Raw genomic sequence first — 16,337 nt, forward strand, 5'->3', positions numbered from 1 at the left:
GGGGCGGAGGGGCATAAAGCCCCTTTGGGAATTCCTGGCGGAATTCCTCGCCCCGGAATTTGCCTGGCGGCAAATTCTTTTGTGGTTTATGCCGGGCCGCTGGCGCGGCCCTGGTTTTAGCGTGTGAATTTGCCTGGCGGCAAATTCTGGGTTGTGGGTGGATGGAGGGGGTAATGTATTTTGCCTGGCGGCAAAATTGTTTTTGTTTTTATGTTGGCCGCTGGCGCGGCCTTTTTGGGTTCTTTGGAGGAGCGTGGTTTTTGTCGGAGCGCTGGTGCGCTCCGGTTGGTGATGGTTTGTCAGGTGTGGTGGTGTCATGTGGGTTGGTGGGGTGGGGTTTTGGAGGGCCGGGCGCCTGTCGGCGCCTTGGTGTTGTGTGTGTGGGGGGGGCGCCTGACGGCGCCGGTTTGTGCGTGGGTGTTGTCGGGGCGTGTTCCAGTTCTCGTCAGTGTGACAGTAAGGTGGGGTGTGGGAGGACCGCTGTGTGGCGGTGCTGTTCTGTCATGTCGTCATGCGTGCGGGCCTGGAGGTGTGTTGTGGAGCCGTATCTAAAGCTTGCGTTCGCCATGCGTGATACGCCGGGTGGATACGCGGTCTTGCTCGGGGCTGGCGCCTCGATTGCGGCGGGTATGCCGTCGGCGTGGGATGTCCAGCGGCGCCTCATCGAGCGTCTGGCGGCTGCTGAGGGTGTGAGCGGGATCGGAGAGCCTCATATCTGGTACCAGGAGCGCTATGGCCGTGCCGCCACCTATGACGGTCTCCTGGCTGAGCTCACGAACACGCCGTTCGAGCGGCAGGCGATGCTGCGTTCATACTTCGAGCCTGATGAACAAGAGCGTGAAGAGGGCCGTAAGCGGCCTACGGTCGCGCATCGTGCAGTCGCCCGCCTGGTCGCCGCGGGGCACGTGCGTATCGTGCTGACGACGAACTTCGACCGGCTCATAGAGACCGCCTTGCGCGAGGCGGGTGTCGAGCCCACCGTTGTCGCCGGCTCTGACGGAGCTGCCGGCCTGGCTCCGCTGCACACGATCAAGTGCCTTGTCGTGCATCTCCATGGGGACTACCTCACCCCCACGAGCATGCTCAACACTCCTGAGGAACTCGATCGCTACGCCCCCGACGTCGACGCCCTGCTGGACCGTGTCTTCGCCGACTACGGACTGGTCATCTCTGGCTGGTCGGCCACCTGGGACCCTGCCCTGCGCAATGCCCTTTCCCGGAGCACCACTCGGTTCTTCGCCTCGTATTGGACCGACCCTCGTGAGCTGTCCGAAGTCGCCCGCGAGCTCCTCATCCATCGGGGTACCACCTACGTCCAGACGGATGCCGACACCTTCTTCGCCCAGGCTGCCGACGCCGTCGACGCGCTCGTCGATACGGCCCGGCAGCACCCGGCGAGCATCGAGGTGGCCGTCGCTGTCGCCAAACGCGCTCTGTCCGGCACCGGGCAGGCCATCTCCCTGCACGACACTCTCCGGCGCGAGATCAGCCGCGTCGCGTCCCTTCCTCTGCGCACCAGCGGCCCCTGGGGGGCCTATGACACCTCCGCAGACACCCAGACCGAGCACGGCCGCCGGCTCGACACCCTGGAAGCCGAGGCGGAGCTTCTCCTCGCTCTGGTCGCCACGACGGCCTACTGGGGCACCAACAGCACCGACCGCTGGTGGCTCCCCAGCATCGAGCACCTGGGTGCGCCGCTCATCCGGGACGGAGACACCGCCCTGATCAGACTAGTCCAGGCCCCGGCCACCATGATGGTCTACGCGGCAGGCATCGCCGCCTTGGCCGCGGAACGCTGGGCCACCCTCGTCCGCGTCCTGCACGAACCCACCGCCCACAACGAGTTCAGCGGGAAGACCTACAGCGCGGCCGCACTTCTCAGCCCCCAGGAAACGTTTGGCATCGGCAAGGCCGCCTCCGAACGCCTCCACACCCAGCTGCACCCCGTCTTCACCCAGCACGTCGCTCTCAGCGAGACCGCGTACCTCGACGCCTGGGAACGCTTCGAGTACTTGCGCCTGCTCGTGCAGCACGATGCCGAGCTGGGATTCAGCCAGCCTCACATCCGTCCGAGGGGATTCTCCAACTTGCACACCCCGGCCCCCTCCACCTGGCTGAAGAAAGAGATCGACCGCTACGGCGACAACCACCCTCTGATCCTCGCGGGCCTCCTCGGCGGCGACCTTGACCGGCTCCAGCAGGCCAGGAAAGCAACCGCAACCACGCTCAGAACCAAGACGACCCAGCTGGGATCCCGGTAGCAGATGCCAGGGCCCGGGCATCTGCTACCGGGCTGGAGCGCTCGCCCTCTGGCGCTCGCAGCGGGCCCGCCAACGGGGCGGGCGCTGTCCGTGTCCCTCCCCCGCCTTACACCCTCCGTGCAGCGACCAGGCCCCCTCTTGCCGCCCTGGGACCAGCAGCTCTCCTGCTGTGAACCCCATAAAGGAGGCGTGCCTCTCCCTCGGAATCCGAGACGCCGTTCGAGGCCCGAAGCCATAGGGACAGGGGGTTATCAGCGTCTCCGTCTGCTCCGCAACGAGAACCCAACCCGCTCGACTGTCGTACTCGACATACGGTGGGTACGGTGCTTCACTCGTGACATGGCCTCAATTCGCCTTACGCGCCCAACACTTGAAGTGATCAAAGTGTTGCTGGCGTCCACTGCCGACGACCCTGCGTGGGGTCTGAAGATCTGCGAGGAAGCCGACCTCGGGTCCGGGACCGTGTATCCCATCCTTGAGCGCCTGCTCGACGCCGGGTGGGCCACCCGGTATGAGGAAACAGCTGAGCACCCAGGACGCCCGAAGCGGTACTACTACGAACTCACCGCCCTCGGCCAGCGTGCAGCCAGCCAGGCCCGGGAACGTAAGCCTCGACTCTTTGGACTGCACGCCGCAGCCGAAGGAGGCCCGACGTGAGCACAGAAGAGCAACGCACTGGTACCGCCGGCGCCGGAGCAATTGCCGTTACCGCCGTACTGGCACCAGTCCTCTTCGGCACAGCGGCAGCGGTCCTCCTGCTCGTCGGCTTCATCCTGAAGATGCTCGACCCCGCGCCGGCGTTCGCCCAGACCATGCTCACGGCCGGCTGGATATTCGGCGTCCTAACGGCTGCCGCAATCCTGATCGCCGCCGTCGGTCTGCTCTTCACTGCTCTGCGCTCCCGCTCTGCTCTGCCAGGGGCCGAGGAGGAGCCCGAGTCCCCGACAAGCACAGACGGTCCGAGCGGCAGGGCCGGACTTCAAACTCTGGCCTTCGCTTCCTTCCTCGCGGGAGAGCGGAGGGCGCACCTCCGGGAAGAGTGGGCCGCAGTCCTCGCCGGCGACCCCGGGAACGGCATCGTCCTCTCTTCACGCCGCAGGATGCACTACGCAATCGGCTTCCTCTGGGCGGCGCTGCGGATGCGGCTTCGCGACCTTGCTGCACCAGTGTGGAGGCCTGTGGACTGGCTGCTGTCAGTGGAGTCGCGCGCACACACGCTCATTGCACTGGCCGTCGGTACGCAGATCCTGTACATCCAGCACGAGGACGGTTTCCATGCCCTGGTCACCGAGGGCTGGGGATGGTGCGCCGGGTGCGGAATCACACTCCGGCTGTTTGTCAGCTGGCTCCGCAGAATTCGCGGCATCGAACTCGCACCGAGGCACGACGGCTCCCGGCACCCGTAGCCGCCCGCCGCGGCGTAGGCAAAAGCGCACATCGTCTGACGATCCTCACGCAAGACGGGTGCCCGGGGTTGAAGAGCAAGGTCGGGCAGCCGGGTCCGTTCCCGGAATCCCCTGGATCGTCCGGGCCGCGACGCTGGTCCAGCAAGGCGTCACGCTCGGGCCGGAGGCTACGGTGAGCCGGTGTCTGATCCCCTTGCCCCTGCACAGCAGGCCGGGCCGTCGCTGGCCGCGTGCGCGATACGCCCGGAGCTCGTCTCAGCCCTGCAGGCTCAAGGCGACAAGGGCCGGCGGGCCCTGAACCTGATGCGGGACGCCGCCCACGTCCTGAACAACACCGACGCGTTCCATGCGCCGTATGAAGTGGCACAGTCGTGTCTGCGGGGCGCACTGGACAGCGTCCTGAGTATCGCGGGCGAGGAATTCCCCGGACTGCGCAGTGCCACCAAGGCAGTCGCTGAGGCCGCCGGAGCCGTGACGGATGCCTGGCGCCGGCAGCACGAGGTGGAGGCTGCGGATCTGAACATCCTTGCCGCTGCGGTCGAGGAACTGCGTGCCGAGCAGGAGGACCGCGGCGGGTTCCGCACCCGGCAGATCGGGCGTCTGGTAGCCGAACAGACCCGGCAGGAGATGGGACTGGCCGAGACGGAAGCGGCCCGCAGCTGGAGCGCCTTCTACAGCTCCGCCTCCGGTGTCCTGCACGGCTCCGACAGCGGGGCCGACGGGACACGCCGCCAGTTCGACGACATCACGGCCGCCATGGAACAGCTCTTCCTCACCCTGCCCGAGCGGGCGGAGCGGCTGCGGGAGCTGGCCCGGCTGGAAAACCCGGTGCAGCAGGACGCGGACGAGGTCGAAAGAATGACCGACCCGCGGGCAGGGGTGTACTTCTTCCAGGCCGCTGTGAGCGCGCACTGGCTCGACCTGCTGCCGATGGCCCGGCTGCTGCCCGAGCAGACACGCTGGCCGGCCGGGCCATACCTGCGGCGACTGCTGGCCGAGGACCCGCAGCAGGTGTGCGCCTGGGTCAAGGAGAACCTGGAGGCGATCCGTGCACAGGGGCCCGGTGCCCTGTCGCAGGCGGTCGCCCTTCTCGGCGAGGCGGGTATGGCGGCGGCCTCCGTGCTGGCCGGTCTGGTGCGCTCCCAGCCGGAGCAGTTCGTCCGGGTCCAGGCCGCGTACTGGGCCGTCGGTGTTCCCGTCTCCGAGCGGACGGGACAGTGGGTTGCCGTGGCGGAGAACATCCTGCAAGACCGCGACTTCACCACGCGCGAGTCGTGGGAGAGCGGGCAGCTGCTACGGGAACTCCTCGCTACCGCGCACCCCGGTGGCCGGCTGCGCACAGGCCCGGACCGGCTCGGGGGAATCATCCGCTCCGCACTCGCCGGTGTTCTCGCCGGCCATCTCGGCGACCCGGACACGTCGTTGCAGGCCGAACTGGTCAACGAACTCGGCACGGTCACGGTGGCCGACCCGCCGCGTGCGATCGTCGTGACGCTGATGCGGGCCGTGCTCGATCTCGCCCTGGCCGAGGCACGGCTGGGCGTGCCTGTCGCACAACGGCTGCGGGGCGTGCACGGCAAGCTGCCCGCCACCGAACATCGGGCACGGCTGCTGGCTACGCACCTGACCGAGTCCTGGCCCCACGACAGCCTGCAGTCCGAGGCTTCGGCCGACTGGTGGCAGACCGCCATCGCTGCCGCACGGCAGGCGGGAGGCGGGAGATGGCCGAACGCCGACCTCGCCGACTTCCTCGCCCTGCTGGACGCCCACTGCCCGCCCGAGTTCCGGACGCAGATGGAGGCGGCGCTGGCAGAAACCCTGGGCGCTCCGCCCGACGCGGCGGAGATGCGTGCGTGGGCCGATGCTTTTCCCGGGCCGGTGCCCAGCCCGTGGCGGATCGTGCGGGGGCTGTCACCGGTACTGCCCGCCACGGTGCGGGCACCGTGGCAGCCGGTACTGGACCTGATGGAGGAGAAATACGGGCCGCCGCCCGGCCGGCCCGATCCGGTCGTGAAGACCAGCACCTGGGTGGAGGCCTACGGAGGGCTCCCTCTGGAGACCTTCACCGCACAGGCCCGGGCCGAGGGGACAGCTGCCGCAGTCACCGCGCTCGCCGAAGCCCCCGTCACCAACGAACACTATGCTGACGAAGATCGTGCCGGGCTGCTGGGCGAGCTCGTGGCCCAGGACCCGCAGGCCTGGGCCGCCGACCCGGCCGTGATCGCGGCGGCCGCCGCGCGCCCTGCGCTGCAGGCCTCCTACTTCAACGCCCTCCACCTCGCCGCCGGCAGCGGCCGCCTGGAATCCAGCTCGCTGGTCCCCGTCGCCGAGGCCGCCTTCGCCGTACGCCCGCAGGAAGGCGACGGGCCGGAGGCGGAACAGCTGCAGCTGGTCGTATCCAACCTCCTGCACTACGCCTGGGACAACGGCATGTCGCTGCGAAAGGTGGAGGCGGACGCCGTGACGTGGCTGCGCGGCCTGGTTACCGGCTGGAGCACACCGCGTCTGGACACCTCCTCGCCGCTGACTGCGGCCGTGACGGCGCCCGGCGCCAGCGCCCTGCTGTCCCTGGCCGCCTGGGGCTTCCACCAGGTGCGGCAGACCAGGAAAGAGCTGCCCGAACCACTGACGTCGACGCTGGAGGAACTCCTGAGCGCCGAGCCGGACGACCAGGCCCTCGCCGTCATCGGGTTCTGCCTCGCCCAGCTCCACCGCCATGCCCCTGTCTGGACCACCTGCCAGGCCGACACGCTCCTGTCCCTGGACCACGTCTGGCGCCCCGCACGCGTCTGGCTTACCCACGGGCGTCCCGATGCTGCGCTGCTGGCCCGGCTGGAGCGCACCGGCCTGTGGCATGCCCTGTGTGTGCCGCAGGCCGAAGATGCCCTCGACAAAGTCTTCCTCGCACTGTTGGACGACACCGAACCCCTCGGCCCCGCAGGGCAGTTCCTCGCCCATCTGGCCGCCTGCCCAGGCGGGGCCGAGGCCGTCAGCACGATGCTGTCCCGGCTCGCCACCTACACCGCTCACATGGCAAGCAGCGACGTGGCCGAGCAGGCCGCGGCCCTGTGGCGTGCCGTACTGGAGGCCCGTCTTGCGCCTGCGGCCCTGCGCGGGGTGGGGCGCTTCGCCTTCGCCGACATCCTCGAGGAGAGCACCTGGCTCGAGCTCACCGCCGCCACCCTCAGCCAGCAGCCCGACCTGGAAGACGCCTACCGCATCGCCGAACGCGCCGCCCGCAGCCCGCACTCCCCCGCCGCCCAGCTCATCGCCGCCGCAACCCTCGACCACGGGCCCCTGGACGGCTACCGGCGTACCCGGACCGTCCGCCATGCCACCGCGCTTTACGCCAGCTCCCCCGTCCGGGACACCCCCGAACACAACGCACTGCGCACTGCCCTGATCAACGCCGGAGCAATCGACGACGTGTATGGGAACTGACCGACCATTCTTGAGGCGAAACGCTCACGGATCTGCGTACTGTCGGCGGCCACCGGCAGCAGGGACCATCTCCGCGTATCGCACAGTCTCATCCTCGCTTGGCGGTTGAGGATACTTGTTCGCATGACTCCCTGCGACTGTGCGCCCCGGTCGGGTCTTTGAGTCTTGCGGGATTCGACCAGCTGCCGCAGTCAGGTCAGTGGCGGTGTGCATCGTTCAGCCATTCCACAAGGAGAGCGTCGCCGGACGGCATGCGGTGAAGTGCGTTCTGGTCGTCGGTGTTCTCCCGCATGCTGTGCGCGGGACGTCCCAGACGGTCGTGCTCGTTTGTAGAGTCCGCGTCTTCGCGCGCCACGTCCAGGAACTGCGCAAGATCTGACAGATTCATCCGCAGCACGATTTCGCCATCACTTCGGCTCACACGAATGCAACCGCAGGGCTCTGTTTCAACGATGGCCTCGTGGTCCGCCGCGCATGCAAGCACGAGCCCTCCCGGACCCCTCTCCTTTCCTGCGGCGAGCGGACCGGAAAAAGTCCATGCCGTCCGCTCTTTCGACACCCCCTCAATAGCAAGCACCGTGTAGGGGTGGCAGTGGCTGCAGGCAGAATCGACCGAAAAAACAGTCCGGTAACTGTCTGTCGGAAGGAGCAGTCTGCTGACTTCTTGACCCGTGGATGATTCCTGTGTTTTCCCTGCGCAGCATTTCATACCCGACTGAAGGGGAAAGGCAGTCCACAGCGGTTCCAGTGCCAGAGAGAGCGGATCAGCAGCCTGTTCTTCCAGCCTTTCGATCAGCTCGGATCGCAGAAGTTCTGCCGTGTGGGTGGCGGCGACAATTCCAGGGACGGGTCCTCGGATATTGCCGCCAAACCAGGCTTCCATACAGGCCTCCAAATCGACGGGGAACCTTCCCGGAACTCGGCGGGAAGTGGACCAGAACTCGCTGGGTTCATGAGACCAGCTGCATTGGGGGCTTGTTACTTTCGATGCCTGCCGTTCTTCCCGCGAGGCGCGCATGTCACGCCACCTTGTCTCTGCCGTCGGACAGTCGCATGGTGCAGCCGACCATCCAATCAACCGGTACACAAGCTGTTCCCATCCGCTTTCCCACCCAGCAGCTGCTCTGCCCGGTGCTCCCCGCCCGCAGGCGGCGAGAAGGTGATCTTGCCAGTGCCTTCCACTCTCGCCTTTGCTCTTCTCCTCAGCCTGGCGACTGCTTCCCTTACTGCCTTGGGTGTCATGGAGGGAGACAGCCGCCCGGAGGGCGTACGCCGCGGCAGACCCGGCCCTTGGCCCGCACGCATCACACTGCGTCCGCATGACCGCGCCGGGCACATGCCGTGCTGCCGGGGCGATGCCCCGCCGGGTCTGTGCGCTCATCACGCACGCGCAGGGGTCAAATACGTGCACCCAAGCCATGCAATACCCGGAACCAGTCAGCAAAGCCGTATCGGGGACCGTCGAAAGGTGCTGTGCCACGTCGCTGCACGCCCGCGTCCAGGCGTCATTGAAGACACTCTGTCCATACGAGTGCGGCCAACCGGATTCTACACGGGCATATTTGTTGGCATTCAGGAACTTTCCGTTCCCGAGAAGGGCTCCGGGCGTAACATCAAAATGCCAGGTATTCGCGGGAACGAGAGCTGATGCCAGGTCAAGTTTAGTTCCCACGCCATAACGCCCAAGCATGCTGCAACTGCCGCCCGGTTCAGTGAAGTAGAGTTGCGTGGACCACCCCGTTTTCATTGATGCTCCGGCAACCGTTTCCGTCGAGCGCCACAAAAGACTCTGCAGCAGCATGCGTCCGAAAAAGCTGCCCACCAGGCCAGTAATGCTTCGCTCCAGTTCAGCCACCGAAGCGCAGCCACGGCGAGAGAAAAGATCCAGTTTTCCGGTACGGGAATATCCCTTGAATTGCATAACATGGTGTGACCTGCTGCCTACTGGCAACGCGTATGGAAGATCACGTCCTTTCCTGGCCTGCGGCGACGGGGGCTGCGCGGCCTGGGTGACCCGATGCGGTGCGGGCTGCCCGGCAGTGTCCGGGGTTGTGAGGCCTCGGGCGGCGAGGCGGGAGGTGAGCAGGTCGCGGATGGCGGCGGGCGTGCGCTGGCGCACCGCCCGCGCACGCGGGGCTCCCAGGCTGGAGGCTTCCAGCAGGGCGTCGAAGGCGTCGTAGCTGCTGGCCGCCTGGTTGGCGTCCATGGCTCCTCCTGTCTGCGCGGTCATCGAGCTCCCCCTTCGGTGTGCTGGTCGCGGACCTTGGTACGTACGCGGGCGAGACGCCCCTCGAACGCCTTCACGGTCAGTCCGGCGCGCTCGGCGGCTTCCTCCTGCGTACAGCCCGCCCCGCGCCAGGCCACGGCCGCACGCAGTTCGCGGGTGGTCAGCAGCGGCAGGATGCGGTCGATCGTGTCGTGGACGACGGCGGTGTGACAGGGGTCCGCGGCGCGCTGGTCGGGAAGAGCCACCACGGGGTCGTCGTCGGACCCGGTATAGGTCTGCGCGCGCCGCGCATTGGTGTACTGCCTGCTCCATGCCTCGTAGACCTTGCGGAAGGCGAAGACGCAGGAGCCCACGTAGTAGGTCTTCAGCGAAGCGCCTTTGGCGGGACTCCATCTGCCGCCCGCCAGGGCGTTGTTGCGGAAGGTGTCCAGGCCGCCGAGGACGGAGTCGGCCACCACCTCGTAGCGGTCGTCCTGGTTCCAGTTCGGGATGATCAGGGGTTCGGGGACCGGGCACCCGGCGCGACGGGCCTTGCGGAAGATCTCTCCGGTGTAGGTCCAGTCGAGCAGGACGGGCCAGGCGTACTCCATCAACTGGCCGGCGAACCTGTCGAGCAGGGGGCCGGCAAAGTTCTGTCCGCGCAGGATCTCGACGACTTGGGCGTCCTGGGCGCGGCGGGCAGCGCGGCCGTCCTCGCTCTCGTCGGGGACTCCTGATTCGGTGAGCCCTTCCCAGCAGGCGAGTTCGCCGTCCAAGAGGAGCAGTCCGGCTTCGCCGTCCAGGGGCGAGTCGGAGTGCCGGGGAGTGCCCGCTGCCTCGTCAGACATGTGCACTCCTTCGCGCTGCGGCCGGCTCGTCGGTTTCCTGGGTTTGCCTCACACCCACCTCATAGGGCCGTGCCGCCCTTCTCCCCTCGCCTTTCCCGGGCACCACCCTTGTGACATGGATCACGCGAGGGGGTCCCGGGATGTATCAGCTACAGCATCAGCAACCAGACCCGGCAGCACCCAAGCCGCCGGCATTTCCTCCTTCCTCCACGGAGCCGATGTGCGCAACCACGACCGCGACCCGCTGCTCGACCAACGCGCCGCTCTCATCCTCCTGTTCGGCGTGCTCACCGCGATCGGCGCCGGTGTGCTGACCGTCCTGAACGACGGCACCCTTGCGGCAGCCGGCCTCGCCGGGGGCGGAGCCTTCGCGGCCTCGGTGTACTTCTTCCACAAGCTGATCCGCTGAGCAGGCTGACGGCCCACCGGGCCGAGCTGGTCACGGCCGCAGACAGGGCCGCGGCGGCGAGCGCGGCCGGTGCCAAGGCAACCCCGCGCCCCGCACGTGCCGGGCGGCCGGGCCGGGTCACCATCCTGGCCGGACTAGGCCGGGCCATGGAGCGGGTGCGCGTCACGGCCGGCACCCCGTCCCTGCGGACCCTCGTCGCCGCGCCCGAGGCAGCGGGCCGGCTGACGTGCAGCGCCCTCCACAAGGTGCTGCACGGCCGGTGGCTGCCCAGCGAGCAGCTGCTGACGGCTTTCCGCCGCCACGTCGGCGCCGGTCAGCCCACCGCCGACGCGCTGCCCGCCGCCGCATCCAGGCCGAGCCCGGCCGCCGACCGTCTACCCGTGCGAGGTCGTCGAGCGGGCCGACGAGCGGCGCCAGCAGGACGAAGCCTGCCGCCCCCGGATCGCCGCCGAACCGGGACTCGACTGGTACGAGCAGCAGTTGCACGACGAGGAAGAGGCCAAGTACCGGCGCACGACCGCCTAGGTCGACGGCCTCGGTGACGACGAACTCGCGGAGCTGCAGGCACAGGCCGCGGCCGGTGCGGGCCGCGATCTGCGCGCCGAGCTGACCGTGCAGGTTGCCCGGCCCCGGACGGGCGGCGCGTCCGGCCGCTGACGACAACGCACCGGACGGCCGCCGTCCTGGCCGACGGGCAGCGGCTTGCCAGCCTGTCCGGCAGGTCGTACGAGTCAATGCTTGCTCGGCAGCGGGGGCGCCGCGAGGGCCGACGGTCGCTGTACTTCGATCCTGCACAACTCTGTGACACCGAGTCATCCGAAGGAGTGCCTCCCCGAAGGACTCCTCCCCAGAAGGGGCCTCGTCTCCTTACCCTCCTTGAAATGGAAGTCGAGTATCTGCGCCATGGCGTGCCCCTGGCGGACTACCAACTGACCAAGGCCGATCATCGCCGCCAGCACGAGGCTGTACAGGTCCATGAGTGGGTCCAGCGTCAGCTCGCCAAGGCTCCTGCCTGGTCAGAGGAGCAGCGGAAGAAGATACGCCAGCTCCTGGGACCTCCAACTCCTCCATGGGAGCTGCAGAGGTGGCGGCTGCGCTTGTACTGCGGCCACGTCATCGAGGCGATCCGTATCCAGAACAGCCCACGACCCGATGGCGGGGTCTGCGACAAAGAGCGATGTTCAGAGTGCGGGCTGGACCCAGCCGTGATCGTCGCCTTCGAACCTCTCGGACCAGTCGCTGAACCTCCGCAAAAAGACCGCTCTCAAAGACCCGGTCATTCCGCCCGGAGGCCGCCCGCAGACAGGCGCAGCAAGGCCGAGCTGATGGCAGAGAACGCGGCGCTGCGCGCGGAGCTGGAGGCCCTGCGAGATCAGGCATAACAGTGGTAGGCAGGGGACACCCACCGGTTGGTGAGCACCGTCCCGTGCCGGGGATGATGCGGTGCATCCCGCGCATCATCGGGCCCGTCGGCCACCCGTCGGGCATCGGCGCTCGGTTGCGGACGCCGCAGCAGAACCAGGGTCTCGGTACTGCAACTCCTCACGGAGTCGAGCGAGCGCACGGTGCAGAGTGTTCCGGCGGAAAGATCGTCTGGGCGCGCATCGCCACCCCCCATGCCTGACATCCAACGAGCCAAACCTGCAAGACCGGCACAGGCGGCGCCTGGGCGACTCTTGCGGCACTCGTGAAGGCACTGCGACAACAGCCGGACACAGGACGATCGGACCAAGTGCACAACCGGCGGCTCCTCAGCGCAGGCGCGAGGCCGCCTGTCTGCGCGCTGTTGCCATGCGCCCCGAGTGCGCCAACAAGCAGGACACGATCCTGTCAACCCCCGCCCGCGATCAATGACACGCTGTCAGCATCAGCGGCCATGACTTCTCTTGAGAGGCTTGCCGCGTTCAAGCCCGACACCTGCAGCAGCGGAGCCGGCGGAATCGACTGGAGCTCCATCGGCTCCGCCAGTGCCATGAGCGCCTTCTGCGGCATCATGGCCGGCTTCGTCTTCGCCGGCATCGTCGTCGTCATAGGCGAGCGAAACCCGACCCAGGGGGACGGCCACGCCTCCCGCGCCTTAAGACTCATGCTGCCCTGCTTCGTGGGACTGGCCACCGCGTCCTACCTCTACGCACTCACCTCCGGCGAACTGGTGTGCACCCGAGGCATCACAGAACAGCTGTTCTCAGGCGCGATCCTCGCCGGAGATGCCGTCGTGGTGATCGTGGCCCTCGCCTGGCTGCTACCCGCCTACGGCCGCAACACCCACGGCACGGTCGGCTTCTTCCGCGGACTCATCCAGTTCGCAGCCCAGTTCTCCACGCTCATGGTCACCGTGTCCGCAAGCGGCTTCACCAACTCCATCCTGCGCCACAATGCCGCCGGATGGGCCGACGCCCTGATTTGGGGCAGCGGCGCCCTCGCCTGCACCGCAGTCTTCTACTTCTGGCGCAAGCCTCTGCCCACAGCTCCTTCCACACTGCCCACCGGACAGACAGCAACTCAGTGGCGCGACGAAGTCCTGCTCAACCGGCGCGTGCACATAGCATCCTGGACGACTCTCTACATAGGTGGCATCCTCGCCGTCGCAAGCGGCATCGCCGTCGGCATCCCCTACACCCACTGGGCCGCTCTGCCGGCCTGGCTGGTCTACACACTCGGCGAAGCCTCACTCCTTCTGCCCGGATCCATCATCGTCGCCGCCGTCTGGGCAGTCCCCCGCGAATAACCCTGCTCCCGCACAAGCCTCCATGCTGTCCCCGAATGTCATCCCCACCCTGCCTTCTTCACCCGGCCCCGAGCTGGTCTCGTGCGGAGCGCCGACTTGGGCAGAACCGGACGAAGTTGACGCACCCCTCCCCCGCCCGGAGATGTACGAGCTGCCTTTCGATGGCGTGCCCAGTTCGCCGTGCGGGTGCCCCCTCCGATCACCCCGCGCGCCGCCGCCTTTACAGCTAGGAAGATCACAGTCCTGTTCGTGATCTCCGAAACTGAGGCCCTGCCCTGGAAGAAGTGTGTGAGCTCCATAGATCAGCGGCGGCGGAGTTCTTCGGACCAGTTCCGCAGCGGTCTTTCGAGAGTGGGGTTGTCCCCGCGGCTCACTGTCTGGAGCAGTTGGGCGCACACCGTCGCTTCTGCGGCGAAGCCGGCCCGGCTGCCCAGGACGGGGAAGGCCGTACGGACGCGGGTGGCGGTGTCGGGCTGGAGCAGTGTGTAAGCGTAGAGGGTGGCCCCGTCGAAGCCTTCCGGTGCCAAGCCCCAGCCTTCCCAGTCCAGGATCCGTAGCGGCGGGGCGGTGAGGTTCGCCCAGTGCACGTCGCCGTGGGAGGCGGTCCAGGCGGTGACAGCCGGGGCTGGGATGCCCACGAACTCGGGGATCGCCCGGTCCATGTACCGCTGGCGTACGGCGACGCGGTCGGTGGTGGCGGCTGCCACCTTCGCCAGTGTCCCGGTGAGGTCGGTCCACCAAGCCGCCGGCAACGAGAGTTCGTGCCGGAGGATCGGGTCGTCGGACAGGACCGGCTCGTCCATGCGCGCCGACAGCTCGGCCCGGTAGGCGGTGCCGTCGTCGACGGCGTCGTGGACGGCCAGGAGGGCGGGCCGGTGCCCGTCGAGGTCGCCGAAGGCGTGCTGGGCGTCCAGGGCACCGTCCCACAGCTTCCCCGAGGCCTTGTCCTGCGGCGCGGACACCAGGCGCAGCCACGCCGGCCGGCCGTCGGCGGTGCGGGCCGGGGCGCCCAGGGTGCGCCCGGCCCACCCCCAGAACGTGATGCCCGGCTCGGTCCGCGCGTCCAGGGCATGGGCGGCATGGGCGTGGTGGGCGCGCATGCGGCGCTCGGTGTCCGGGTCAGGGGGCGGCGAGTACACCGGTGATCTCCCGCAACTTGGCCACGGTCAGGGGCGGTTGGTCGACCGCGTCGGCCGCCTCCTTCCAGTGTGACGCACCGGAGGCGGCCACCAGGACGTCCGTCACCCCTGGGCATGACGCGACCGCCAGAACGCACGCCTGTGCGGGCGTCAGGCCCGGCCGGATGAGGTCGGCGAGGTCCCGGCCGACGATGTGGGACAGCTCGCCGCCGTGCAGCGGCGCCGAGGCCATCGCCCGCAGCCCTGCGCCGGCGGCGGCCGGGAGCGGGCCACGGCCGTGCAGGGCCTGCGTGAGCGGTGTCATCATCACCAGGCTGACCGGCATCTGGACGGCGGCCAGGTGGTGACGGCCGCCGGCGGCTTCGCCGGCCAGGGCGAGCAGTTCCGCCACTGTAAACGCTTCCTGTTCCAGGCCCGTCCAGGTGGCGACGCCGTACGCGGCGATGTGTCCGGCTGCTGTCTCCTCTTCCAGGACGGCGAACGCGTCCCGGATCGCCCGGTGCAGCGCCGGGCGGTCGCCGGGGTGGGCATGTTCGGGGTTGTGCAGCAGGGCCAGGTCCAGTCGCTCGCGCCCGAGCTGTTCGCGGTTGCGGCTGGTCTGCCAGCGCACGTACTGGGGGGTGAGGCTGTGCCCGGCCGCGGCCTGGTCCTCGGTGAGGACACCGGCCTGCACCGCGTCGGTCCCGGTGGCGGCGGTGAAGTACCCGGCTTTCGTGGAGACCTGCAGGGCCGGATGAGCGGCCAGGACGGGGGCCAGGAGGGTCTGTGCCCGGCCGGCGGCGTAGTTGGGGGCGGTGTCGGTCCAGACAGAGGGGGAGGCGGCCGCTCGCCGGGCTGCGGCGGCCAGTTCCTCACCGGGAATCCGGTAGGTGCCCAGCCCGAGGGAGGCGGTCACGCGTCCTCCTTCTTGGTGCGGACGGTTGCCACCTGGGCCGCGACCAGTTCGGCGACGAGGGCGGCCGCATCGGCCAGGGGCACGTCTGCAGTGTCGGCGAGGTCGCCGAGGTGGTGCCAGCCGGTCTCCAGGAGCCGGTGGAGCAGGGGTGCGGCCGCGGATGCAGCGTCGATCTCCTGTCCTGCGCCGGTGATGCGGACCAGGTCTTCACCGGCCACGGTCACCGCGGTGACCGTGGCCCGGCCGGTCGTCAGCCGCACCCGCAGACTGGCATCGGCGGGCACGGTGGTCAGGTGCGGCAGGCAGGGCCGCATGCGGCCCATGTCGGCGGCGTCCTGGGCAGCGGCGTAGCGGTCGAGCAGGTACGGGTCCTCAAGCGCGGTGGCGGTTTCCTTGCCGAGTGCGGCGAGGAAGCGGGCCTTGGTCGCCTGGTCGGCGTGCAGGGGCAGGTCGCGGCGGAAGGTGTCGGAGGCGAGGAGCTGGTCGGCGAGCCAGTTCAGCAGGCGGGCGCCGGTGTGCGGCGGGGTGATACCGCAGGTCAGGTGCAGGGAGTGGGTGTCCTGGTCCGCGGTGACGGCGTGCCACCAGCCGCGCGGCAGATACAGCAGGTCGCCCGGCCGCATGACCAGTTCGGCGACGGGTTCGTCGGGTGGCGGTTCCGGGTCGGCGATGTCCCGGTGCAGCGGCATGTGGCGCGTGGGGCCGAACAGCCGCCACCGCTTGGCGCCCTCGGCCTGCACCACGACGACGTCGTGGTCATCCCACTGGGTGCCGAACCCTTCTGCGGCCGTCCAGGACGCGTACAGGTTGACCTGCACGGGCGCCCGCAGCCAGCTCTCGAGTTCGGCGGCGAGGTCGCCGACCGGCTCGTGCAGGTGGTCGACCTGGTCGATGACGAGGGAGGCGCCCTCGGCGAGCCGCTGGTGCAGTTCGGCCGGGTGGACGCGCTGCCACACCGTGGAGCGGCGGGTGGTGACGGCCGTCGCGTACCGGTGCGGGGCAAG

Annotated in this window: 11 protein-coding genes and 1 pseudogene; 7 read left to right on the top strand and 5 right to left on the bottom strand. The window is 68.5% G+C overall.

Going from position 1 to position 16,337, the window contains the following annotated elements; all coding sequences use genetic code 11:
- The first annotated feature begins 536 nt into the window (after window positions 1-536).
- The 4 genes and pseudogenes from ACIQVL_RS46970 (at window position 537) to ACIQVL_RS46985 (ending at window position 7,108) form a co-directional block, all read left to right on the top strand.
- Complete coding sequence (locus tag ACIQVL_RS46970; protein ID WP_403478631.1) at window positions 537-2,261, top strand: SIR2 family protein; 1,725 nt, start codon at window positions 537-539, stop codon at window positions 2,259-2,261.
- A gap of 339 nt (window positions 2,262-2,600) precedes the next feature.
- Window positions 2,601-2,918, top strand: a complete 318-nt coding sequence (locus tag ACIQVL_RS46975; protein WP_403478632.1) for a PadR family transcriptional regulator — start codon at window positions 2,601-2,603, stop codon at window positions 2,916-2,918.
- A 26-nt stretch (window positions 2,919-2,944) separates the two neighbouring features.
- Window positions 2,945-3,185 (top strand): annotated as a pseudogene (locus tag ACIQVL_RS46980) (hypothetical protein); the annotation flags it as partial.
- A 662-nt stretch (window positions 3,186-3,847) separates the two neighbouring features.
- Window positions 3,848-7,108: a hypothetical protein gene (locus ACIQVL_RS46985; protein ID WP_403478633.1), complete on the top strand. Its 3,261-nt coding sequence runs from the start codon at window positions 3,848-3,850 to the stop codon at window positions 7,106-7,108.
- 196 nt (window positions 7,109-7,304) lie between these two features.
- Here ACIQVL_RS46985 and ACIQVL_RS46990 read toward each other — a convergent pair whose 3' ends face one another.
- Window positions 7,305-9,314 carry a hypothetical protein gene (locus ACIQVL_RS46990; protein WP_403478634.1) on the bottom strand — a complete coding sequence of 670 codons (2,010 nt, stop codon included), beginning with the start codon at window positions 9,312-9,314 and terminating at the stop codon, window positions 7,305-7,307.
- 20 nt (window positions 9,315-9,334) lie between these two features.
- The gene (locus ACIQVL_RS46995) at window positions 9,335-10,162 is read right to left on the bottom strand and encodes a hypothetical protein (protein WP_403478635.1); all 828 of its coding nucleotides are present in this window, start codon (window positions 10,160-10,162) and stop codon (window positions 9,335-9,337) included.
- A gap of 220 nt (window positions 10,163-10,382) precedes the next feature.
- Here ACIQVL_RS46995 and ACIQVL_RS47000 point away from each other — a divergent pair, with 220 nt between their 5' ends.
- From ACIQVL_RS47000 to ACIQVL_RS47010, 3 genes are all read left to right on the top strand, one after another.
- Window positions 10,383-10,571 carry a hypothetical protein gene (locus ACIQVL_RS47000; protein WP_403478636.1) on the top strand — a complete coding sequence of 63 codons (189 nt, stop codon included), beginning with the start codon at window positions 10,383-10,385 and terminating at the stop codon, window positions 10,569-10,571.
- Between the two features lie 881 nt (window positions 10,572-11,452).
- Window positions 11,453-11,953 carry a hypothetical protein gene (locus tag ACIQVL_RS47005; protein ID WP_403478637.1) on the top strand — a complete coding sequence of 167 codons (501 nt, stop codon included), beginning with the start codon at window positions 11,453-11,455 and terminating at the stop codon, window positions 11,951-11,953.
- Between the two features lie 494 nt (window positions 11,954-12,447).
- Entirely contained in the window at window positions 12,448-13,299 is an 852-nt protein-coding gene (locus ACIQVL_RS47010) for a hypothetical protein (protein WP_403478638.1), read from the top strand.
- Window positions 13,300-13,601: 302 nt separating this feature from the next.
- Here the strand turns inward: ACIQVL_RS47010 and ACIQVL_RS47015 are convergent, their stop codons facing one another.
- From ACIQVL_RS47015 to ACIQVL_RS47025, 3 genes are read right to left on the bottom strand one after another with little or no spacing between them, the layout of a single operon-like run.
- Window positions 13,602-14,438, bottom strand: a complete 837-nt coding sequence (locus ACIQVL_RS47015; RefSeq protein ID WP_403478639.1) for a hypothetical protein — start codon at window positions 14,436-14,438, stop codon at window positions 13,602-13,604.
- The gene (locus ACIQVL_RS47020; RefSeq protein WP_403478640.1) at window positions 14,419-15,333 is read right to left on the bottom strand and encodes an aldo/keto reductase; all 915 of its coding nucleotides are present in this window, start codon (window positions 15,331-15,333) and stop codon (window positions 14,419-14,421) included. Before ACIQVL_RS47020 ends, ACIQVL_RS47015 begins: the two co-directional genes overlap by 20 nt.
- The gene (locus ACIQVL_RS47025; RefSeq protein WP_403478641.1) at window positions 15,330-16,289 is read right to left on the bottom strand and encodes a cupin domain-containing protein; all 960 of its coding nucleotides are present in this window, start codon (window positions 16,287-16,289) and stop codon (window positions 15,330-15,332) included. The genes ACIQVL_RS47020 and ACIQVL_RS47025 overlap by 4 nt, the downstream gene beginning before the upstream one ends.
- Window positions 16,290-16,337: the final 48 nt, after the last annotated feature.

Source organism: Streptomyces sp. NPDC090499, assembly GCF_044769305.1.
GTDB lineage: Bacteria > Actinomycetota > Actinomycetes > Streptomycetales > Streptomycetaceae > Streptomyces.

Bases quoted from the DNA above. Each gene is read 5' to 3' on its own strand.
- ACIQVL_RS47005 (WP_403478637.1), top strand. From the start codon at position 11,453: ATGGAAGTCGAGTATCTGCGCCATGGCGTGCCCCTGGCGGACTACCAA.
- ACIQVL_RS46995 (WP_403478635.1), bottom strand. From the start codon at position 10,162: ATGTCTGACGAGGCAGCGGGCACTCCCCGGCACTCCGACTCGCCCCTG.
- ACIQVL_RS47010 (WP_403478638.1), top strand. From the start codon at position 12,448: ATGACTTCTCTTGAGAGGCTTGCCGCGTTCAAGCCCGACACCTGCAGC.
- ACIQVL_RS46990 (WP_403478634.1), bottom strand. From the start codon at position 9,314: ATGGACGCCAACCAGGCGGCCAGCAGCTACGACGCCTTCGACGCCCTG.
- ACIQVL_RS46975 (WP_403478632.1), top strand. From the start codon at position 2,601: ATGGCCTCAATTCGCCTTACGCGCCCAACACTTGAAGTGATCAAAGTG.